Genomic DNA, 22,884 nt, shown 5'->3' on the forward strand with positions numbered 1-22,884 from the left:
TGTGAACATACACCAATTCAAGTTTTTGTTGCTACCTTTTATTTTTTTAGGTGCAATAACTTGGTTGGTGTTTTCTTTTTGAAAATAATTATTTTAATAGTTTTTTTAAAAAGAATCTAGCAAGAGATGTACTACTCGAACGTGCAACAAAATAGTAGTATAGTAAAAGGTAATTTAGAGGAAAACGGAGAACTAATGTAACTTTTGTTCACAACCCATAATAGTTGTCGTTATGACAAATAAGGAGTGATTCATTATGTTGTCAATAAAAATTGACCCCAATGTTCCGATTGTAAAGATGGATAAAATCAATGGATTTTTTGACTTTGGTTTGGAGGCTGGAGGAAGAACTTGGACTATAGCTGAATATATGGAGCGCCCAACGATATTTATTACGAATGATCCTATTCAGCGGAACAACACTGCTTGGTCTGACGAACAAGGTTCGGAACTCTTTGCTTCAATCATTGAACGAGTATCCATAGGTTCGATAAAAACACAGGTTATTCAAAATTTAAAAGCAAAAAGAAGAAATTATATCGTCCTTGATGGTGCACAGAGATTGACTTGGATAAAGAATATTATTCGAAATTTGAAACCCTTGGCCAAGCTCCGATATGCTGTGGAGGGTGATGATGGCGAAGCCAAGAAAGATGCTGAAGGGAACACGATCTACGTTGAAGGATTGTTTGTTGAGGGGGTCGATAATGAGGATAATAAGGTATACCTAGATATATCTGGACTCTACTTTAAGGATCTTCCTGTTACAATTCAAAATCGTATTTATAGTTACAACTTCGAAGTAGAAGAATATTATTTTGATAATCCGGAAATTAAAAAGGTATTGTTCTCTCGCTGGAATAACGGTGAATCCTTAACGCCAATTGAAAAACTAAAATCTAAGTTAAGTGATCCATTGCTTTTGGCAACGGTAACTTTAAAAGAGAAAGAAATCTTTAAAGCTGGCCTCTCGCCCAAAAAAGTTGATCGCGAGGAGAACCTTATGGCCATTCTACAATCCATGGCAGTTATAAATACTGACAACAATACGGGATTGAGTATGAAGACCATTTCAGCCATACATTATGATTTTTCTACTGAAGTGATCGAAAAAGTAAGCTTTGCTTCAACATACTTAAATGATATTTATACAAGTATTGAGGAGACTAAGTTACGAAACAAAATTTTTAATAAAACAAAGACTATCGCTCTTATGTACGTTGTATCAAAAGCGCGGGACGAGGAAATTCTCCCAGATAATCAAGAAACTTTTCTTGAGTGGGCAACCCAGTATTATACCAGAGAAATAGCAATACCAAATGCAACTTCTGGTACAACAAGTGGGGATAGGGTAAAAGCTCGTAATTCTGCTCCATTGGTACATATGAGACAGTACCTTCTTTCACTAAAATAGATTACTACAACCCAGACAACTCGCTTTTAAAGCGGGTTGTTTTTTTGATTATAAAGATATTCACATATTATTTTGCTGAATAGTTGCTTGTAAAAATGGGAGGGTGTTTCTAGAAAATTTAGAAATTTGATATAACAGAATTGTTTGAACTTTTGTGTCATAAACGGATTTAATTAATATTTGAAAGGATTGAAAAGATTGAAAAGATTGCACGAAGATATAAGGAAGGTTTTTTCGGACGATAGTAAAGCTAAAAAGCGAACAGCTAACGGAGTCTTTTCCAGAGTGAATGGGAGCCGAAGAGGAATGGTCACTGCGTACTCACTTATGACGAAAGCGCAACAGAAGGAATATTCTCGTAGCGAAGTGAGTTCAACATACAATATCTATGAAAATATAATTCCTATAGAACAATTGAAACTGCTACCGCGTGATATTCGTTTCCGGTGTTGGTTAGAATGGCAAAGTAGGTTTAAGAATGAAGAAATTTTAGAAGCTTGGGATGTGGGATCAATTGATGAGTTGAACTTTTTCTTAAATGAGATGGATTTGCCTATACTCGATCTATTGGATGAGGATCAATACGAAATTCCTATTTCGAAAATAGATTTACAAAGACCTACAGATTGTACGCCGGTGTCTACTATTGAACTGGAAGGCACAAGTTTGTCATTAAGTGATCTAGTAGCTGATGATGCTAAGTTCTTTGAATTTAAACTAAGTGGAAAAATGGGGACAAAAGAGATTGTTGCTGAGCTGAATCAAGCCATTCAGAGTATTAATGGTACACAACGGAAGTATATGATAGATATATCAATGATTGAGGTTATATGAGTTACTAGATTTTTATTTCGTATATAAGATGCTCTATGTATCGAGACTACTTTATTCCATAATCTATAGAAATCCCCTAAAGGGGGACTATTATCTTTACCCTTTCTAACTTAAATACTATACATCATTTTTAATTATATAAGTGATTAATATCCTAAGTGATTATTAAATGATCAACCTGTTTATGAGCGGTTAAGGAGCGACATTTTCTTTCAAAGATATATTCTCAGTAATAGTCGAGTCTTATATTGCAATATTCATGTTATTTTTTGGACCCAACTTTGTTGGTAGTAACTGCATTAATCATTTTGATCGTCTCAGCAGCTCCTATGAAGTCATTCATATGCTGTCCATAATCAATAAGTGCCTTCTTCATTTGTAAGTAGAGATCTTCTGACAAAATGATTGTCCATTGTTTAGGTTCAATATCAATTAAGGGATTGATCCCCAGTGTTTCGTATTCTTTAGGTGATAATGTTTCCCCCCCTGTATAAACCGCTGCAATATCACTAACGCATGAAAGCAATGTAATGTGTGAATCCAAACTATAATTTATAAAATAAAGGAAGTAAGGGTAACGTTGAAATAATCCTTTCACCCATTTTCTGACCTCCTTTATCTCGTAAACCTCATCTTTTATATCATTATATCCATCAAACATAGTAATAATTTTACCGAATGAACTAGCCCCCTGGTGATGTAGAAAGCTTAAACTTGTCTCTACAATCTTAAATGACATTTCTTCAACGGATCTTTTCGAAATATTCATTAAGTATAAGGTATCGGATGTAAAGCCTAACTCCTCAGATATATCTACCAAATAATCTTTGTTCAATTTAATCACCATCACATTTTTTTTAACCATTATAAAATATATTGGCTTCTTGTAGTAGTTTGGCGTGTATTTTATAAGAATGTGTACAGAATTCAAAAACAGTGAGTTAGTTTACATCCCATTTAGAACCAAGTATAATAGCCACAAATGCATACTCGTTAACTGGGGAAGCACCTCAAACTTAGGCAATTTTGCCTTTGTTTGAGGTGCTTTTTCTATTTTACAAAAGCGAGATTGCAAAACTCTTTGAAAACAAAATACATGGAAGGAGAAGTAAATGGAAACACAAAATTTAAAAAAGTACCGAATGCATAGCAAATGGGCAAGTGGATTGTTAGCTTTAATGCTCTTATTTACCACAATTCCTATGTTCCCTGTAGCTGCATTGGCTGCAACTGTCACACCTGAAGCTGAGATCATAGGTGGTCCTGGTTGTTCTAATAACCTTGGAACACAGGCTGGTGACAATTGGGGTGCTTGGAACGCTACACTTGGTAGAGGAGCTACTAATGTATATAGTGACTCAGGTAGCAATCGGTACCAATGTGGTGTCGGAGAACCCATACATCGTTTCATTGATTTGGGAGCTTCGATAAAGTCAGATGATTACCGGGTATTTGTCTTTGTTTCCGGTAATTTTGCAAATAATATCATTTACGTTTCTAATTCTGCTGGTTCTAATAGCTGGCAGCCAAACGGTACCAACTATAACACTTGGAAAGTCGCTAGAAACCTCTACTATAATGAAGATTATCAGGATAAATGGATAGAGATCACGGAAAATATAGACTTGAAGAATTTCCGATACCTCTCATCTTATGGTTCTCAGATCTATGGCGGAGCAGCATCTATCACACAATTTGGTGTACGGATTATTCCAAAATCCAGGTATTTGCCTAACGCGCCACAAATAAATGTGGGATCTGCCGGACAAACAAGCATTGGTTGGGTTAAAGATCCAGTCAATGTATGGATAGATGGTGACGTTGCTCCTGAAGGTCTAAATTACTATGAATACAGCTTGAATGGTGGCGCATTCCAGCGCTATACGGGTCCATTTACAGTTGATGGTCACGGGAATAATACGATCTATGCAAGAACGGTGGACCTTAAAAATCAAAAAAGTGACTTATCTTCTGCCATTGTCCGAATAGATAAAACGGCACCAAATCCGCCCAAGATTCAGGTCACAGGAAATAGTACGGACTATGCTATTTCACTTGAGGCGGGCAGTGATGATTTTTCGGGTATATCACGTACCCAATATCGAATCGAGGGGGCCGTAAATCAGGGTTGGCAAGATTATTATGGAGTCTTCCATATTAATCAAAATGGTCAAAGCACTGTCTACGCGAGATCCATAGATAACGTAGGCAATGTTAGCCAGGAAGTTTCAAAAGATGTGTTGATTGATAATATCGCACCGGATCGACCTAATATTTTGGTTAACAATATCAATTGGGCAAGTAATGATAAGCAGTTCACGGTACAAGACGGTCATGATTCAGGGGGCAGCGGTGTCCTCAAGAGCCAATATAAAATCGGTGATGGCGCTTGGGTAGACTATGTTGGTCCTGTGATTGTCTCTCAAGAAAACGTTAAGATTTACGCCCGTACAATTGACCGTGCAGGCAATATCAGTCAAGTAACAGAGGCGAATTCAAATATTGATAAAACACCTCCGACAACCCCAACAATTACGTTGAGTGATCTTAATTATACAAACAAGGATATATTGGTGACCCTATCCAGTGGTCAAGATAACCTCAGTGGGGTTCAAAAAACACAATATCGCATTGGTAACGGCAACTGGCTTGACTATACTGAGCCTTTTAGCATCACACAAGAAGGTCGCACAACCATTTTTGCTCGTTCTATCGATCTGGCAACCAATATCAGTAATGTGGTAACTGCTGATGCTAAAATTGATCGTCAACCCCCAAGCAAACCAGCTATATCGGTAAGCACAAAAGAGTGGACAAATAAAGATATCATGGTTACAATCACCGATGGAGTAGACGCTGGCAGCAGCGACGTATTGAAGAGCCAGTATAAAATTGGTGAAAGCGGCAACTGGTCAGATTATGTAGCTCCTATCTCTGTAGGAGTAGAAAATGTAAAGATATATGCACGAACATTAGATAAAGCCGGAAATATTGGTGACGAGGTCATGGAGCCCTTGAGGGTAGATAAAACCCCACCCACCAAACCTGTTATCCAGCTCAGTTCTGGTGAATGGTCTAATGATGATATTCAGGTTTCAATGACGAATGCTGAGGATACCTTAAGTGGATTCTTGAAAAATCAATACAAGATCGGAGAAGAAGGGACGTGGAAAGATTACGATCAACAGTTCTCCATTCCATTAGAGGGACAAACGATGATTTATGCGCGGGCTGTAGATAAGGCTGGCAATCTATCACAAGAAACTACCAAGCTCTTGAGGATTGACAAGACGCTGCCTACAAAACCGACTATTAGCGTGTCTTCGAGTGTCTACACGACCGATGATGTTACATTCCAAATTTCAGGCAGTAGAGACGATTTATCGGAAGTTCATTATGAGTACCGCATAAACGATGGGCCCTATCAAGATGGGGATCATGGATTAATCACGGCAAACGGGAGCTCAATTATAACTGCAAGGGCAGTAGACCAGGCAGGCAATAGGAGTTATGAAGTTCAAGACATAACCAAGGTGGATAAAATACCACCTAATATTCAATTTACCCCAAGGGAACGCGATTGGGAAAAGTCCGCTGTAAAGGTAGACATTAAATATACTGATTCTATAGCCGGTATAGCCCCCAATAAGAGATTTTATAAAGTGTCTCAAAGTTCTTCATCGCCTACGGATTGGGATATGGCCACAAGTGACTCAGTAACCATCTCAATTCCCAAGGAAGGTGAGTGGTATTTGCATGCAAAAGCCTCCGATAATGTTGGAAATGTTAAGGAAGAAACGACATCTTACTTACGTGTTCAGTATCCTCCAGAAGCGCCTACATTAAAGGTACTTTCCGTAAGGGAAAGAGAGGTACAATTTGAGTGGTCTCTACCTAATGGGCAAACTTTAACAGACGGTTATGAGTATGTATTGACCAATATGACAACTGGAAATACATCGACTGTTTCTTATCCGCAAAATACATTTACAGACGATTCTCTCGAAGAGGGTACTGAATATGACTATGTTGTTCAGGCACGCAATTATGTAGGAACGAGCCCGTATAGTAATAAGGTTCATGTTCTGACACTTCCCGGTGCTGTAACGAATATCCGGGTCGATAAGGAAATTAGAGATCCGAGCAAGGCGCGGATAAGCTTTGATAGCGTTCAGTCGGCCACGTACTACAACATTAGCGCCGTGAATCAGGAAACCAAACTTACCGATTTTAGAGCTACCGTAACCGGTTCTGTATATGAACAGATAGATAACCTTCAGCCTGGCATCATCTATGATGTATCGGTTTTCGCTGTAAATCCAACGGGCGAAGGCGTTCAAACACATAGTTCTTATCTAAGCCTTCCAGATCGAGCTACTGATTTTACGTCTATACAGGCAGAAGAGGATCGTATCCGGCTTCGCTGGAACACAGTTTCGACGGCAACTTACTATCAGCTGGACCGCGATGCAACGAGCGTGTATAAAGACGTGTATTTGGAATATGAAGATTTAGGGGTTCAGCCAGGAACGGAATATCTGTACCGAGTAGCAGCTGAAAATGACACCGGATTGGGAGGATATAGCGAATATAAGGCCATTACCCTACCAGCTCAGGTGCAGAATTTTAGAACCGTTACAGCGGACGTATATTCTCTAATGACGGACTGGCTTCCAACGAAGGGAGCAGAGGGGTATAATGCCCGTGTAAACGGTGGTCCTGAAATTCCACTATCTGCGGATACTCAGCAATTTGAGTTTACATCTCTTCCTCCAGGGACTATTGCAGAGCTACGGATACGGCCTTTTAACCGTAGCGGAAGCGGAAAGGAACAGGTCATACAGTCAATTACTTTGCCGCAGCAGCCTACAGACCTGAAGGTAGAGCAGATCGGGGAACAATCAGCTGTATTGAATTGGAAGCCGCAACATGGAGCTTCCAAATACAAAGTTAAGATCAATGATCATACCTATGTCGTTTCAGATACGAGACTAAGCGTGGATGGATTGGAGCCTGGTACCCAATATACCTATTCAGTTCAGAGCGGTAATGCAGGTGGCTTTGGACAGCCAGTAGAGCAACAGCTGCTTACCCTACCTTCAGCGCCATTACTGCGGGTAAAGTCTCATACTGCAACAACAGTTACCTTCACCTGGGACGGCGTACAGAGCGCACATGCGTATCATGTATCCATAAATGAAGACGGTCGTGAACAACAAACGGCGAACCATGAGGTAACATTTGATCAACTTCAGCCGGGCGTGATTTATCACTTTTCTGCACGTTCAGAAAACTCAACCGGCGTTGGACAGAGTAATAGCTATACCCATCGCTTGATTCCTGGAGCACTCTCACTTGATGATGTGAAAGTCATTGACGTTACAGAGGATTCCGTGACGATTGGATGGAAGCCTGCTCCTGGTTCTGACAGTACAAAAGTCTATGTGGGGGATCAATATATCGGAGAGACTACCGATTCAACTTTTACTTTCTCGGGGCTTGAAAGTGGGAAAAACTACGAGATACGTTTAGAACCAGTAAACAGCTCCGGAAGCGGCCCAACATCAAGTGTGACAGTAAGTACGGTTCCAAATGCTGATTATACGGTCAGTCTAAAACCGGACAGATATTCAATTCAATTCTCTTGGATATTTGATCGTCCAAACGAAATTTTTGCCATTTCTTATAAAGGAAACGAGATTTATAGAGGGAAGGCTCGGGAATTTAACTGGGATGGACTCACAGCTAATACCAACTATGAATTTTTAATTTGGACGGAAAATGAATCAGGAAAGAGAAGTGAACCCAAAAAACTAGAGACGAAGACATTAAAGAAAAAGGCATCAACTGCTGAAGGTGGAGAAAGCGTAACTAAGACAGTGAAGCCTAATATAGAAAAACCAAGCCAATCTAATTCAATCGTAACTTCAACGGAGAGGAAGAAAAATCGCTTCGACGACATTGACAAGACCTTTAATAAAGACAAGATAAATGAGCTTGCCGATAATGGGATTTTGAAAGGAGTCAACGAAACAACGTTTGAACCGAACAGGCCTGTAACACGTGTTGAGTTTACTTCAATGCTTGTTAGATCATTGAAATTATCGCAGGAACCGGAAGTATCGTTAAGTTTCAAAGATATTAACCCTACTGCGTGGTACATTGATCCACTCAAAAGTGCAATAAAGAGTCAAGTTGCTCGTGGATTTAGTAGTACAGTTTTTGCACCAGACCAGCTCATTAAGCGGGAGCAGGCGGCCAAAATGGTTAATAATGTTGTGAAGGCTACTTCAGAAGTGAATAATAATATTTACACTGACACATCTAATATTGTAGAATGGGCGAGAGAAGATGTTCTTGGACTTACCCAAGACAATTTAGTTCAAGGCTATCCGGACGGGAGTTTCCGTCCTAAACAAAGCATTACTCGAGCGGAAGCAGCTGAAATGATATTTAACATGCTTGAAAAAAGATAAACGAAACGAAAGAGGGGCTTACTAGCCCCTTTTTTTGTTATATACGAAAAAATAAAACTGAAATTCCTGGAATGCTTAGGGTATGAGTTACGGTAATACATGAGGCGAATTTGGCTATACTTTTTTTGGTATATGTCTGAGACTTTTTTAGCCGGGCAGATCGCCTACAGTTTACTCAAACGGATGTTGTGTCGCTGTTGCGGTTCAGGTAGAACCAGTAGCTAAAAGGAATCTACTGGTTCTCATTTCTCTTCACAGTGATAGAATGACGAGTGATTATATTAGGGTGTGGTTATGTTATTGTTGGCGGATAAGTCTCAGTTATAATCCAAAAAAACGTAAAAAGTCTCAGTTATAAAGCAAGAAAGTATCACTTATAACTAGAAATTTTAGGAATGTAAGAATAACTTTTGTCTTAAGTATTGCCATTACTCATAACGGGTTCTTTCTTACCTCAATTTAATCTTTATTCATGGGCACTTTTTCACGTTTTTTCTGTTTTTTTCAGTCTTTACTCTATTAAAAGTAATTAGTTCAGATAACAATATGTTTAGGAGGGGGTTTTTGGATGTTAACAATAGAAAGATTAGAAATGAAGGGTTTTTGTAAGATCTATAAACGAAGATCAGCAAGGGAAACCGGAGTACTATAAAGAGAGTTTCTAGAACCAAACATTGTCGAGACACTTCAAACATATCTAGGTGAATCTGTTGGAGAATTCGATTTTCATCTTAATGGTATTTATTGTGTTTTGGAGATCAAAGCAGATTTAACCTCAGGACAGTATTTACTTGCCGAAAATGACTATGACAATGGCTATATGGTCCATGATCCACTTACGCCAGAAGAATTTGAACGATTACTAGATATCATTTAGCCAAAGCTGTTGATAAACAACTATGCATGATGAAAATGATGTTATAAGGCTGCTGGGATAATCCGGTAGTTTTTTCTTATTGGAACTATAGCAAATACCAGCTTGGCATATTGTCGACTAGAAGACTTTTCGCAAAACGGTCCAAAAATAAATATTTCACTATATGAAAAATTCACAAAAAGAAACAATAAAATGTTTAAACGGTCATTTTACTCATCTCCCTGGCAATGTCAACTTTTTATCATGCAAAAACCCTCCAGTAGGAGGGTTTCGAACTATACGAAAAATTATTGAAGCTTGCTTACAAGAACAAACGTTTCAGGGGAAAACGTACAAGGAATACAAAGATGTAAGTTTTGATGGAAATTTTATCCACCTATAATAGTTTCTTCAGTTGTGATACACGGCCATTAGATACCTCAAGCCATTTAGCATAATCTCGTAGCTTGGCATTTGGGTACTTGCGAATAAGTTCTCTTAGTTGCTCTAACATTTGCTCTGACGTTTTGTATGCTCTCTTTTCTATATTTTTCATTTCTTTAGCTATAGGGATTTTATTAACACCAATGTTTTCTTTTAAATCGAACATGCAGGTTTTACATAATAGTGAACCTTTAAAATAGCTTAGTTCATCAGGAGAATTGCACATTTTACAAGAGACACCACAATATTTCTGAACAATCATTAATTTAGTTTCAACATCTATAAAAAATTCTATTTTGTCTCCAGCGTCAATGTTTAGTGAGAAGCGTATTTCCTTTGGAATAACCATTCGGCCTAAATAGTCAAGTGGACGAACCATACCAGTATTTTTCAAATTAAAATCTCCTTATTAAAATGAAGTTATGAAACATTAGTAGATTTAAGATATAAAATTAAAAAACGATTGTATCAAATTACTATAATAACTTCTTTAACATTGATATTCGACTTTGCGATACCTCAAGCTGCTGAGCATATTCATTCTGCTTTGCATTTGGGTTCTCACGTATGAGTTCTCTAAGTTTTTCTAATTGTTGATCTAGTGGAATAGACGGTCTTTTTTCTTTACTTTTAGTTTTCCTAACAACAGGGATTGGGATTTTATAATCACTATTGTTTTCTTTTAATTCTTGTATACAATTCTTACAGAGAAATGAATTCTTGAAGTAGGTAAGCTCTTCGATTGAATTGCACATTTTACAGGACACACCATTATATTTACTTACACTCAATAAGCATGCCTCAGGATCTATAAAAAATTCTAAAGAGTCTCCAGCATCGATTCCCATTGTTAACCGAATCTCCTTCGGAATAACTATCCTACCTAGTGAATCTAAGGGACGACTCATACCAGTGGTCTTCAAAATATTATCCTCCTTTTTGATCTTATGTGAGTTATTTAAAATTGTAGGAAGGAAACTACTACATCCTTTTCAACAAACGCAGTTTATTGCTTAACTGGTTTATATGAGCTTGTGAATTACTAAACATATTGGCATATACAGAGATTGTGTGGCATTGGGATCTTTCTTATATAAATCTGAAAGCAATGGAGCCATAACCTCCTTAAGTTGTAAAACTATTTATTCATATAAAGGATCATAAGTGTATATATCCAACTACTACATATCAATGCACCTTTGTTAGAAGTTAAGTTATCATTCGATTCACAGAAAAACTACAGGGATGTCCAAAATACCTGCAAAGTATTACACGCGTTTGTTCATCTATAAAGATTTCTAACGAATCATGCGTAGAAGTATTAGATCTCTTTGGGAATTACGAAGCGACCTGTAAAGCTTAATAGTCTTGTCATTTTTGCCTAAAGCATCCTGAAGATTTCTTCTAAATTCAAAAATAAAGAAACAAGACAGAAGTATTGATTTTGTACCAAAAGATGGTATTATTATGAATATATAAAAACCCTAATTATAATATATGTTTACCAATTCTAATTTTTATTGTTATGTGTATCATATAAGATCGCTGAAAGGGTGGTTTATTCATGGAAATCACACCTACGATTAGAGCAGAATTAGGAAAACACTTAAAAAGAGAAGGATTGACCATGACCGGTTTTGCGCTTATTGCAGGCATGAATCCTGGAACTGTAAGTGGCATAGTAACCGGCAATCGCATTATTTCGGCTCTCCAATTGGATCTCATTACAAAAGGAATGAACTTACCCCCTGACCATTTTTTTGATATCTACGTTAACGAGTGTGTGTTAGACAAACCTACTAATTGGAAAAGAATAAGTCCTTTCTTGTATAGATGTATAAAACTTAATAGATTGGATTGCTTAAAAAAAGTGGTAGGAATGCTGCTAGACAATCCCACTTATTTGTCTCAACTATTTGATCTAGCCGAAGAGTCGTTGAAAAATGGATATAAAGAAGCTGCTGCTTATCTATTCGAAAATGTTGCAGAGAGTGAAAAGCATCAGCACTCAGAACGACTTGCTATGTCACAATATCGCTTATTCCAACTTGCTATAGGAAAAGATCGAAATCGGAACCTTGACGCTGCTACTAAATTTGAAACATTTGTGAATCGGCTAAGCGAAGTTGATCAACTTGATGCCTTAAAAGATTTATCGAATGTATTCAGATCATTGAGTAAATGGGACAAGGTTTATAAGTATTCTGAACAGATGGGACGAATGGGTAAAGCCTACTATGATTTAGTTCATAATTCTGAACGTAAAGAACAGGAATCACATAAAAATTTAAGTAGACCTTTATTCGTATACATAGCGTACGCTGAATTAATGTGTGCTAATGCATGTGATGCAAAAGGAAATCACAAACTGGCATTAAAGCATCTAAATAACTATACCGATTTAAGTTGGGTAAAAGAGAAGGACCCTGATACACTGCTTTGGATTGGTAAATTTCAACACTGGGCGAAAATCAATACATACGTAAACAGATTAATGTCTGGAGATGTGAGTGTTCTACCGGATTACGTAGATTATATGGCTGGAGAAGAACACATTTTTGCAGAGCTTCTTAACGTGATTGAAGCAGCCAACCGATACAATGTGGATGTGGACTATATACTCCAGCGTTTTGAATCTAAAATAGCAGCGTATCAAGAATCATCTTCTTCAGACATGTACTCACAACAATTTTTGCCTCAACAGTACGCACGATTTTGGTACAAGTTGGCTAAATACAGTCTGAATAAAGGCAGATATCCGTATGGGTTTAAATGTTTAATACATTCATTAGAAAAAGCTGGTACAATTAATCATGCACGACTTATTGCTAATTGTGCAGGCCTGTTTGACCGTTTCAGAGAGTATGCAGCTCCTGAAACACTGGCCCAATACCATTTTATTTATCAGGAGGTGTGGGAGACAAATGATGAAAAAGATGGCTTTGTTTTTGATGACGAGTAGTCTTGTTCTGGTATTTGCCCTGCCAGTTCAGGCTACTGCGACTCAGTACCTGGTCCAACTTCAAGAACACATTGGTGGAGCATAATTAGGTAGTGACCAGCTTAAAAAGCTGGTCTTTTTTGATGTTTCAATAATGATCTTATGACGTGGACTAATTTAGAAAAATGATTTTGTAACCAATCTAATTTGCAAATAAGTATTAAAGATGTAAAGAGTTAAGTAAATTTAGACGAGTCAAACAATCATTTTTTCAAGCACCCCCTATGCAAAAATAAACAGCTTATTACATAACGTAATTTATTGTTATATAAAATGCATTTTTTGTGAGTATAATACAAACTCATGTCATAATATGTAATAAATTGAGATCTTCTAGTTATCTTATTACCAGTTCATAAAGCTCTTTTTAATTCAAGCAAATAAATTTTTATTAAATAAATTTTTTTGTTTTCTGACTGTTAAAATTTGTTTAGCTTTTTCCACATTCAACCCTAAAATGAGATACATTAGGAGGGAATGAGATATGGATTCTGCTATAGTATTGGATCAAGAGCTAGAAGATGCTCGAAAACGATTATATGAGCTAACTGAACTGTATGGTCTTAGTCATGCTTGTGTACTTGAACAGTCTATGTTTTTGGATGAACTGATAAATGAACACAATCGTATCTCACAACTAAAGAAGAAATTAGTAACTCTTTCGTGTGCAGAAAAAACTTTAAATTATCACGAAATACAATAACTGAAGATTTTTTATAATTAAAGCTTTAAGGCTATTCTCCTCAGGGGCCGTTATTATATACATCATATATTGTTCAAGTGGACAATTGAAGATATCATCGAGGGTTTTGAAGTCGGAGTGCAATTACGCTTGATAAATGTCGTACTTGTTTTTTTATAGGTGAGTTACGGGAATGCTATATTTTTTAAAATGTAATATTATAGGTTAAGAAGGTGCATAGAGGGGAGTACCTAACATATGAGTTTGATCAACTTTCTTGGAGGAATGTATGAAACGTTTTTTTAATGAAATGAGAAAAGAAAAACTATTATTGATTGATATTATAATGGTGCCTGGTTTACTAGTATATTTATCTCTCGACATTTTCTACCTACATAAACTGCCTACTTCAGTAATAGTAGGTCTTTCAGTTGTGGAATTGGTCTATGTAACATTTAATTCAGAAAGAATTAAAAGTAAGGATTAAAGCTGAGGTCTTACTTCTCCTAAAATGCTTGGGAGTCGATTGTAGGTAGATTAGAGGATTTTATTCAATTGTTGTAGTTAACAAAGTAGAACAATTTACTCTGATGAATTCAGAAATTTCAAAATGGGAACCAGGGTATAAAGAATACAGTCTCCTACTCATATGGGAGCTGTATTCTTAAATATCTATAAGAATCATATCTATATAGTCACAAATGACACATATTTTCCTTTCTGAAACCATGCAGAGTCTTAAGCTAGAGCTACAATTTTGGGTTTTACTGATTGCTTCCGGTACAGCGGTGTAAGAGAAGTCATACCTAGTGTACTAATGATGCATCATTAATTTATTAATCAATAAGAGTAGGTGTACAAAATTCCTCGAATTTGGGAGACCGAAGTTTCCCGTCTTTTGTAAAACATTGAAATTTAACTTTACAGCTAATTATGGGATCAAGATACCTCCAACCTTTATTTTCAGTACGAATGAGCTGCTTGGAAATGTGATTAAACGCACGAATAACATCAGAGTTAGGGGGAAATTCAAGTACACCTGCGTACCGGCCATTTATGGTTAACCCCCAGCCAAATCCACCTTTAAGCCTTATGGAAGCAATTTGACAGATTACGTACTGATAAGCCTTTACTTTAACCATATTTTTAGATCGGGTACCTAATTGAATGGAGGCTTCTGGACTATACTGGACGATTCCTTCTAACCCTAACTCTTTTGCTTTCAAAAATAGTTTTTTTCCATCTTCATAAAGTGGAGTAACAGATAAGGTCTCTGATGCTTTTACTACTGATGATAATGTCTCTCTGCGCTCCATAAAACTCTTCTTCAGCATGGGTGTTCCATTTAAATATAAGATATCCCACAGTGGAAAGTGCGCTTTTAATTCTGTCGCTATTTGCTTTACTGCGGACTCTTTCTTTGTATTAAACCTGGTCATCGCATCGTCCCACCAATATTTCGGAGGTTGATCTGTAGGCTGTGTTAAATCGAATACTATACACTCCCCATCTAGGATCGCTGTTTTAATAGGAAGCTTTATATAAGCTAACTCCGGAAACCGTGAAGTTATTTCTGTACCATGTCTCGTAAAAGCTCGCACTTTACCATTGTCATAATGAATTAATGATCTAAAGCCATCCCATTTCAAACTATTAGTATTCCACTTCTTTATTTGATTTGGCTGCAAGGGATGTAGCAGCATTGGTTTTATTGACTGGTTTAACATTATACAATACCCTCCACAATGAACTTATCATGGGAGTGCATTAAAGGATATATGGAATCACAGGATAAATTGAGAATTATATACAATACAACTTACTTGTGTGCATCTTATGTAGACCCTTATTGTTAATCCCTCCAGCTTCTGCTGCGGGCAGGTTTTAAAGAAGGGTGCGTAACTAGGAAAGTCAATCGGTTGAGAAAGTGATGATTTGCAGAAGTTGAGTGACTGACAGAGGAGATGTAGTAGTCAGAGAATGGAAAAGCCCATCACCTTTTTATCGTGGGATATTAGGATGGTGGGCTTTTCCATTCTCTATGCTTTCTTTGTAAAGGAACCTGACTCACCAGTAAAGGGGTTGAACCAGCCTGATTGACTGAGATCGTTGTATTCTAAGTGTATAACCTCTTTACCTTGAGCTTTCAAAGTTTCTAACAGCTGCTCTGCATTTTCTAAAACCTTAATATCACATGGTAGTGAGTTTGGCTTTTCCTGCATTAGGGTTTCCCCTTTCAATGTTCACTTTATCTAAGTGTAGCATGGAGGTCGAAAATCTCAAAACAGATTTGGACAAACGAGGCGAAGTATACCATTCAGACGAGTCTTGACTGAGACAAGAGACAGGGTAAACTCCCGGGTTGGTAATAAGCAAACGCATCGATTCTCCAAACGGATAAATCATAAATACCTGTGTTACCGCTCAACAAAGTGAACAAAGGCCAAGAACTCATAAGGCTACACTGAATGGCATGCCTGATTAACTTCGGAACTTTTTAAAACCGTTAAGTGGGAACTAAGTCGTAAGGCGAGCCTCTTCAGAGTGCTCCATTTTTATAGTGCAGCACATACACGTGTGGCGTACGGTTTGGAGCAGAGGAAAAGGGAGGGATCACATCAAACCCTTATCTATCGCTAAATATTTTAATATAATAAAAGGCACTCCATTCGTTAAGTTCTCTTTTATAAAAAATCTCCGAAACTATTTTGTGATCCAGACCCTTCATGATACACTTTATGTGTAAACTCATAGAGTGATCCATAACCCCATCTCCGAATTGAGTGGTACCGACTAAAGAGCATTTTCTTTGATTCTGGAGAAATCAAGGGATAATTGTTTAAATAAACCTCAAATCACATTTATGTAGTTTGCTAAAATTCTTATACCAAGTGGGATTGGAGTCTTTCTGAAAAATGAGACTACTAGCCGTTCTGCTTCTCTTGCATTAAACACTTCGTTAGCGCCCCCAATTTCGATGACTATGTCAGAACTTCATACGATTGAAAAGGGCAATTGAGCCAATTCATTAAAACCTCATTGTTAGCGACGTCCCTTTTAAATAATTCGAATATAAATATTTCAGTTAAACAGATAGAAGGAGACTATAAAAACATGTTTAAACTAGAGAAAACCCATGGAGTGCATGCAGAAGGAGTAAAGAAGCGTGAACATGTTACTAAGGCGGCATTAGCTTCATTGAGATTAGCTCTCAAGGCTTATTTCAACACTTACTATATCTGTAGTAAAAAAAGATTGGTAAGTAGTATGTGTGTCACACCCTCTGACCCGTTCTATGATATTAGTATGGATCAAATAGATAGGCTTTGTGAAAATGTTGACTATCAAGAGCAATATATGCAGACCATTTTTCATTTCCACCATTTTTTTGAATTATTCTTAAAAGACATTCTTAGGAGGGTTCATGTTAACTTAGCAAACAAGATTATGCTTAATGGTAAAGATTCATCTGAAATATTAAAGGTACTATTAAATAGTGGAGACGTGGATATTAAACAGGACAACACTGCTGAGTTTGCTGTAGCTCTAGACAGAGTTTGTACTTTATCCAAAAGGACTGATGGTTCTGTACCTATCGTCGTAAAGACAATTACCGACTATAAAAATACTTTGAAAGATCTTAATACATTGAGGAATAAGGCATGGCATAAAGGGATTTACATTCTAAAAATTACAGAATTAGATCAGTTTATTTCTCAAAATATCTTACCTTTACTTGTTAAGGTTTTGAAAACAACTCAATATGGAGATTTGGAAAAGTATTGGAAATACGAGGAGGTCGAGTTTGACCCTATAAATGAAATTATATCTGCTGGTTGTTCAGGAGTAGTTGATTATAAACGTATTGCTTTTTTTAAGTCTTATGGTCTTGCTTGTTATAGGATACCTAGGTGGAATTACGATTTATTGGACATAAAAGCAAAAGCAAAAGCGATTGTTAGAACAGTACATGATCTCAAACTTGAGACATGTTATGTATGCAATGAAGAAACACTGTTAGTCAGCACTGTAAGTGATCATGAAATTGATCAAGAAGGAAACTTTTTGGGAGCATGGTGGAACACAACAGCAGCTGAATGCCTCAATTGTACGCTATCTGTGTTTCCCGATGCCGGTGAGCCAAAGGACTACGGTGTAAAAAAAGAAGTACTTTGGAAATCTGGGGACTATGAATACGAAACTTGATCGTGTCTTGCCATTTAAAGAAAGATGGATAATGACGATATAAATCTTAAAGAATATTTAACCTTCAATTTCTTTAATAGATTTAATTTTTTAAAAAATTTGAGGATGTGAAAATGATGTTGACTCAAAAAATGGCGAGCTGGTTGAGTATAGATGGTGGGGGCATTGACCGTACACTAAAACTAAATCAAGTATCTAATGTGCAGGATTATATAAAGAAGAAGAAGGTACGCTCAAAGATAATGCAAGGGCATGAATCTGTTATACTCCCAATTGAATACAAATTTAAAAATTCCGACCTACAAGCAATTCAATGGGCAGCTGAGAGCGTGACAATGATGGCTCTAAAAGATTATTCTATAACCTTGGGAGCAAATGATTTTCCGCTCATGAATGGATACACGATGAATCTAGAAAATTCAGATAGCATATGGCTAACATTGGAAAGCCAAGGGTTTCGTGAGGTTCTTCATGCTCGATTTGAACTTAATAAATTCAATCTGACGGAAGCCCTTTATGCGCTTGAAATTCCCACTGATACTTACTTTGGCAAAAAACAAAAATTATTACTTAGATTCGATGTAAGAGAAAGGAAAGAACTTCTTATTATTAAAAAGTCACTCTCCATATTGGCATATCAAAGATTGGTGCGTGAGCCTCACGGCGATCTGTTTGCACAAGAACTGGAGTCAACCTATAAAGATGCGTTAAATGATTTAACAAGATGGATAAAGGGTCTAAATGATGATTCTTCCTCTAATTAACATGATAAAGGTAGGCGTGAAGTGATTTTTATATCGCATCACGCCTTTTTTATTGTTTGTTCTATGTTTATCTGAACGGAACCTGTCACCTTATGGGTTTTCCAACACTGCAATCTAAATTCCACCCAGTGTGTTTATAGTTTGATCAATTTAATTTGATCATTTAAGCTTGGAAGGCAATAGTGATATCTACTGGATTTAACTGAATCACTTTATAATATGTTCAGATTTTAATTCGGAAGTTCTTAAATCTAAGTCAAGTTACTGTTAAGGACTAAATAATGAAGATTTATAGGAAATGGTGGGGAAAGTATGCAAACCATAATAGAAATATACAAAAGTATCTTGAGTGGTAGGACAAATAGATTTCCAAACTATACATGGGAATCTGAAGAGGAATCAATTCAAATTTTTAAGGTTTGCTTTCGATACTTAGTGACTGAACGCTTAAAGTTCGATAGAGAAGAACTGATAAGTAAATTAAACGCAAACTTTATTTTCAAATACAAACTATCCACCCCCTTCTCAAATTTTTTATCAAGTAATCCATATAAGGCGGTTACTATCGCTTTTCCTGAATGGAGAGTTGAGCCTTGGGAATTGAAGACAGTCCCGTCTGGTACTTGGGATAATATTAATAACATAAAGAATGCCAGCATCCAATATTACAAAAAAAATAATCTATCAAGAACCGATTTGATTAATGGTGAAAGAGAAGCAGGATTATCTAGGTTTGTGGCAGCTTATAGAAGACTTAATCAGAATAAAACCAATGGTGATATTGATAATGATCCAGACTATTATTTTGAGTATTTAAAGGTAGTTTTTCCTTATCATAATTTTCGTATATGGGAGTTTAAAAGGGTTTCTATTGATCTTTGGTCTGACCAAGACATTAAAGAAGGATTTTTAGACTTTTTTCATGAACTAAAATGGAGCAAGTCAGAGGTGATTGAAAAAATTCACAGAGACTTATTTGACAAGACTGGGCTAGCATATTTATTTAAGGTGAAATTCAAAAGAAACTGTGCAGCTCTGTTGGAGTTTTTATATAATGAACCCATGAAAGATATGCGCAACCTTCGTGTCTTAAGAGCTCCTAAAAGAAAATTGCTTCCAAACGATATAAGGGTAATAAGAGAAATGTATAAGATAAATAATAGTGAAAAGACTAGAAAGAGTCTTGCTGTTAAATACAAAGTGCATGAATCCACTATTAGAAACATATGGAATAGAAGCACTTGGAAAAACATTGAATGAGTGTTTACTTTACTTCTTGATGGTCTAGGAATCAGTCGATTAATGTTTTTAGCTAACGGGAGTATAATTAAAACAGTGAAATGTGTTTGTGTCTTTTTATGTCTTCGAAAAAAGACTCGTCTTGTTTTAAAGAATGTCCACACTGCTTCTGTATATATCAAGCCAACAGATGCTTTGTTATAATCCTGTTTGGATTAATCATGAATGTATGAGGAGGTTATTAACCAATGAGCGATTGGAATGAGGAGAAGGCCCTGAAACGGAGTGATATTGATCAAGTGACTGGCGTAATCCATAAGATTTTACATGAGACGATCGACCAGCTAGGTATAGCTTACGGCATCGTTAGTGAATTTAGTTATAACTCTGAGGAGCCGCCATCCTGGACCGTTAGTATCGATGACTCCAAAACCGTGCTCAACCCATCCCTCCTGTTCCAATATATGAAACAGCATAGGAATTTAAACGATGCGTTAACTCAGTTTATGCGTGATCACTTCTCATATTTCGCTTGAATAAAGCATCAAAAGTGAAGGATACTTTACAAGCGTGATACGGGAAGTTTATCACTGATTGGTAGCATTTAAATTCCGATTTAATAACTTGTCATTCGGCCACTATAAAACGAAGCGGGATACATAGTAGCATCATTATAAAGAAGCAAGGGTGTCTCGTGACTGATTCAGGGGTAGTACCGTTTTCTGAGCTCTATAAAAGCTCCCCCGCTGTAAGATAGGAATTGGGATTCTCCAATTAGAATAAGCGATTTATGTCACCATGTTTCGTGTGAGAAAATTAAAGTTAGGATAACTCCAAAAGAGATCCTAAGCATAATTAGTTCTCTAATCACACAGTTATAACACGGGTCCTCTGATTATTCTGGCATAGTCCGACCAGCCAAGCAGATGGCGTATGAACCCATCAACCAATCATATAAATAATGGGATGGTTTATAGGCAATACGCCAAGTTAAGAATAACAAAAAGATTACCCAAAAAAGAAAAATGGGACTTTTCAGCCTCTTCAGCAAAGTATTTCCCCTCACTCCATTTACAATTATTGTACAATATCAATGTGCAGATCTTCAGAAGCCTTCAGGAAAATATGCGTGACAAGGAAGGAGCTTTTAGTATGACTACTGCCCTGCTTATAGTAATAGTGGGTATTGTTTTTTTTGTAGCGCTTTTTACTTTCTTAATTATTGTTATCAAAAGGTGGACTAACAGGGATCGAAATAAGATGAATTAATCAGTTAGGAGTTCTTTACGGGTGATCAAAATGAAGAAAGACGTTTCTGGGAAACCGGAAGCGTCATTTTTTTGGGTTGCTGGAGTTTGACAACACATTCAAATTTTCGTGTTTCTAAGGCCTTACATCAGATCCCGCAGTTGGCTTGCTTTAATTCGACGAACATTTCGGAGTAGCCTTTCGGGATCGGTGACTAACCGGCAGCGGAGCGATGAGCAGGCAAGATAAGTATTCTATTGGGAGAACAGTAGCTCTAAGGCGGGAAGAGCACCCACATAAGAGGCAGTATGTACCCCTCTGGAACGCTACTCTCACCGATAACTAGATTGACTACGCTGGGAGAATGCGCCCAGCAATGGAGTTAATTTAACGCTTATTCACGGAGCGTTATCTGTGAGCCAAATCAAAGAGGCAAATGTCATTAATGGCTCTATATTATTTTCATAAATATAGTTGGTTAAGTTCATAACTATATACGGTGAGCATTTATGCTGCCTAATAAAAGACCGACAGTCCCACATGCCTATTATATTCTGATCCATATATTTATGAAGAAACGAATCAGCAAAGATATAAATTTCTTATGTCAAAACTAGTTGAACTTAGTGGGGGGCTAAGCATGTCTATTTTGTTTACTATTATAGTATAATTGACTTTATTAGAGTAAAAGGAGCAGAATAACATATGCGTTTAGTTGAGCCTTTCGTAATGACATACACGTTAAATAGTGGAATCAAAGGATCTATTGCATTGTCCAACAAACAAATACAGGATTGGATGGAATCTTATAGAATAGGCAGTAAATTCGTGACGTCAGTTGGCAAAGAATATTTTGGATTAAATCCGGAGCTTGTAGCAGACTTTAAGGTACATAATGAATTTAGTGAGCAAAGGGAACATTTATCAGTGAATCAAATAACGACAAACAAGGAAAATGAACAGTTGAAAAATGCTTATAGTCAGTATGAGACATTGATTCAGGTGGAGTGTAAATGTGGGGAATCCTATGTCGCTAAATCAACGTTTAAGAGGAGTAAATGGGGCTGCAGAAGTTGTGGCGAAATTGTTTTCTTAGACAGAAATAAAGGGCAAGTTAATACTGTGGAAGGTAAAGCGTGGTATATGACAAATAGGTATTTTGTTGAGAGGAATTAACTTAAATTATTGAACGGTAATTAAGTGCATTAGATACTAAATTATAAAGTTAGAACTACCTTAATGAAATGAAGTTGAAGGTTTATCGATACTTAATTCAATTGTGTAAAGAAATTGGCCCACTATGCGGATCGCTTAGAACATAACAAATTTGACAAAGCTGCCTTCGCCAAGATCGTCGAGCTAAGCCGGATCGATATCCTGAACACCGACCGTCAACCTTTGGATGCCTGGTGAAGCTTCTGGCCGTAAATAATGTTGAAGAGGTATATAAAGGTCATTTAAGCTCCTGGTATAGATAGCAAGAGGGTTTGCCTTTAAAGTTGTACACTTCGTCAGATCAGAAAGTCTCTTCCTGCATTAATTAGAGTTCAATTCACCTGTATGTTAAACTTGCAAGAAGTTATCTGCTATTTATCTATTTATAAGGGAGCGGAAAAATGATATGGGTAAAAAGAAAAAAACATTACCCGCCAATTTTGATATGATCTGGTTAAAACGAATGATATATCTGCCTTAAAAAAGGTATTTGAGCTATGCTAAT

The 22,884-nt window shown here is 36.9% G+C and carries 16 protein-coding genes; 11 read left to right on the top strand and 5 right to left on the bottom strand.

Going from position 1 to position 22,884, the window contains the following annotated elements; translation table 11 throughout:
* Positions 1-256: 256 nt before the first annotated feature.
* Positions 257-1,414, top strand: a complete 1,158-nt coding sequence (locus PPM_RS27575; RefSeq protein ID WP_014600269.1) for a DUF262 domain-containing protein — start codon at positions 257-259, stop codon at positions 1,412-1,414.
* A 198-nt stretch (positions 1,415-1,612) separates the two neighbouring features.
* Entirely contained in the window at positions 1,613-2,248 is a 636-nt protein-coding gene (locus tag PPM_RS27580) for a hypothetical protein (RefSeq protein WP_025677241.1), read from the top strand.
* Positions 2,249-2,510: 262 nt separating this feature from the next.
* Here the strand turns inward: PPM_RS27580 and PPM_RS27585 are convergent, their stop codons facing one another.
* On the bottom strand, positions 2,511-3,083 hold the full coding sequence (locus tag PPM_RS27585) for a hypothetical protein (protein ID WP_014600271.1): 573 nt from the start codon (positions 3,081-3,083) through the stop codon (positions 2,511-2,513).
* Positions 3,084-3,360: 277 nt separating this feature from the next.
* On the opposite strand from PPM_RS27585, the gene PPM_RS27590 reads away from it, so the two are divergent.
* Positions 3,361-8,724 carry an OmpL47-type beta-barrel domain-containing protein gene (locus tag PPM_RS27590; protein ID WP_014600272.1) on the top strand — a complete coding sequence of 1,788 codons (5,364 nt, stop codon included), beginning with the start codon at positions 3,361-3,363 and terminating at the stop codon, positions 8,722-8,724.
* A 1,253-nt stretch (positions 8,725-9,977) separates the two neighbouring features.
* Here the strand turns inward: PPM_RS27590 and PPM_RS27595 are convergent.
* Both PPM_RS27595 and PPM_RS27600 read right to left on the bottom strand, forming a co-directional pair.
* Positions 9,978-10,418: an AbrB/MazE/SpoVT family DNA-binding domain-containing protein gene (locus tag PPM_RS27595; RefSeq protein ID WP_014600274.1), complete on the bottom strand. Its 441-nt coding sequence runs from the start codon at positions 10,416-10,418 to the stop codon at positions 9,978-9,980.
* 82 nt (positions 10,419-10,500) lie between these two features.
* A complete protein-coding gene (locus PPM_RS27600) occupies positions 10,501-10,947 on the bottom strand; it encodes an AbrB/MazE/SpoVT family DNA-binding domain-containing protein (protein ID WP_014600275.1) in 447 nt (148 codons plus the stop codon).
* A 641-nt stretch (positions 10,948-11,588) separates the two neighbouring features.
* Between PPM_RS27600 and PPM_RS27605 the strand changes: the two genes are divergently transcribed.
* Positions 11,589-12,986 carry a helix-turn-helix domain-containing protein gene (locus PPM_RS27605; protein WP_014600276.1) on the top strand — a complete coding sequence of 466 codons (1,398 nt, stop codon included), beginning with the start codon at positions 11,589-11,591 and terminating at the stop codon, positions 12,984-12,986.
* A 523-nt stretch (positions 12,987-13,509) separates the two neighbouring features.
* On the top strand, positions 13,510-13,728 hold the full coding sequence (locus PPM_RS27610; RefSeq protein WP_014600277.1) for an aspartyl-phosphate phosphatase Spo0E family protein: 219 nt from the start codon (positions 13,510-13,512) through the stop codon (positions 13,726-13,728).
* Between the two features lie 815 nt (positions 13,729-14,543).
* On the opposite strand, the gene PPM_RS27620 is transcribed toward PPM_RS27610, so the two are convergent.
* Positions 14,544-15,434, bottom strand: coding sequence for a DNA ligase (locus tag PPM_RS27620; RefSeq protein WP_014600278.1), 891 nt, complete (start codon positions 15,432-15,434; stop codon positions 14,544-14,546).
* Between the two features lie 312 nt (positions 15,435-15,746).
* Complete coding sequence (locus PPM_RS27625) at positions 15,747-15,929, bottom strand: hypothetical protein (RefSeq protein ID WP_025677250.1); 183 nt, start codon at positions 15,927-15,929, stop codon at positions 15,747-15,749.
* Between the two features lie 892 nt (positions 15,930-16,821).
* On the opposite strand from PPM_RS27625, the gene PPM_RS27630 reads away from it, so the two are divergent.
* The 6 genes from PPM_RS27630 (at position 16,822) to PPM_RS27655 (ending at position 22,340) form a co-directional block, all read left to right on the top strand.
* A complete protein-coding gene (locus PPM_RS27630; RefSeq protein WP_014600280.1) occupies positions 16,822-17,913 on the top strand; it encodes a hypothetical protein in 1,092 nt (363 codons plus the stop codon).
* Between the two features lie 113 nt (positions 17,914-18,026).
* A complete protein-coding gene (locus PPM_RS29000) occupies positions 18,027-18,677 on the top strand; it encodes a hypothetical protein (protein WP_014600281.1) in 651 nt (216 codons plus the stop codon).
* A 312-nt stretch (positions 18,678-18,989) separates the two neighbouring features.
* On the top strand, positions 18,990-19,937 hold the full coding sequence (locus PPM_RS28150) for a DUF4046 domain-containing protein (RefSeq protein ID WP_014600282.1): 948 nt from the start codon (positions 18,990-18,992) through the stop codon (positions 19,935-19,937).
* 227 nt (positions 19,938-20,164) lie between these two features.
* Positions 20,165-20,452 (top strand): hypothetical protein, encoded by a 288-nt coding sequence (locus PPM_RS27645; protein ID WP_173364610.1) that lies wholly within the window; start codon positions 20,165-20,167, stop codon positions 20,450-20,452.
* A 397-nt stretch (positions 20,453-20,849) separates the two neighbouring features.
* A complete protein-coding gene (locus PPM_RS29495) occupies positions 20,850-21,185 on the top strand; it encodes a hypothetical protein (protein ID WP_014600283.1) in 336 nt (111 codons plus the stop codon).
* 684 nt (positions 21,186-21,869) lie between these two features.
* On the top strand, positions 21,870-22,340 hold the full coding sequence (locus tag PPM_RS27655; protein ID WP_014600284.1) for a hypothetical protein: 471 nt from the start codon (positions 21,870-21,872) through the stop codon (positions 22,338-22,340).
* The last annotated feature ends 544 nt before the right edge of the window (positions 22,341-22,884 follow it).

Origin of the sequence: Paenibacillus polymyxa M1, from assembly GCF_000237325.1 — a bacterium.
Taxonomy (GTDB): domain Bacteria; phylum Bacillota; class Bacilli; order Paenibacillales; family Paenibacillaceae; genus Paenibacillus; species Paenibacillus polymyxa_C.

What these genes read in the sequence shown, in the direction of transcription:
- PPM_RS27645 (WP_173364610.1), top strand. Translation starts at nt 20,165, where the DNA reads ATGAGCGATTGGAATGAGGAGAAGGCCCTGAAACGGAGTGATATTGAT.
- PPM_RS29000 (WP_014600281.1), top strand. Translation starts at nt 18,027, where the DNA reads ATGATGTTGACTCAAAAAATGGCGAGCTGGTTGAGTATAGATGGTGGG.
- PPM_RS27620 (WP_014600278.1), bottom strand. Translation starts at nt 15,434, where the DNA reads ATGTTAAACCAGTCAATAAAACCAATGCTGCTACATCCCTTGCAGCCA.
- PPM_RS27625 (WP_025677250.1), bottom strand. Translation starts at nt 15,929, where the DNA reads ATGCAGGAAAAGCCAAACTCACTACCATGTGATATTAAGGTTTTAGAA.
- PPM_RS29495 (WP_014600283.1), top strand. Translation starts at nt 20,850, where the DNA reads ATGAACCCATCAACCAATCATATAAATAATGGGATGGTTTATAGGCAA.
- PPM_RS27630 (WP_014600280.1), top strand. Translation starts at nt 16,822, where the DNA reads ATGTTTAAACTAGAGAAAACCCATGGAGTGCATGCAGAAGGAGTAAAG.
- PPM_RS27605 (WP_014600276.1), top strand. Translation starts at nt 11,589, where the DNA reads ATGGAAATCACACCTACGATTAGAGCAGAATTAGGAAAACACTTAAAA.
- PPM_RS27655 (WP_014600284.1), top strand. Translation starts at nt 21,870, where the DNA reads ATGCGTTTAGTTGAGCCTTTCGTAATGACATACACGTTAAATAGTGGA.
- PPM_RS27610 (WP_014600277.1), top strand. Translation starts at nt 13,510, where the DNA reads ATGGATTCTGCTATAGTATTGGATCAAGAGCTAGAAGATGCTCGAAAA.
- PPM_RS27575 (WP_014600269.1), top strand. Translation starts at nt 257, where the DNA reads ATGTTGTCAATAAAAATTGACCCCAATGTTCCGATTGTAAAGATGGAT.
- PPM_RS28150 (WP_014600282.1), top strand. Translation starts at nt 18,990, where the DNA reads ATGCAAACCATAATAGAAATATACAAAAGTATCTTGAGTGGTAGGACA.
- PPM_RS27590 (WP_014600272.1), top strand. Translation starts at nt 3,361, where the DNA reads ATGGAAACACAAAATTTAAAAAAGTACCGAATGCATAGCAAATGGGCA.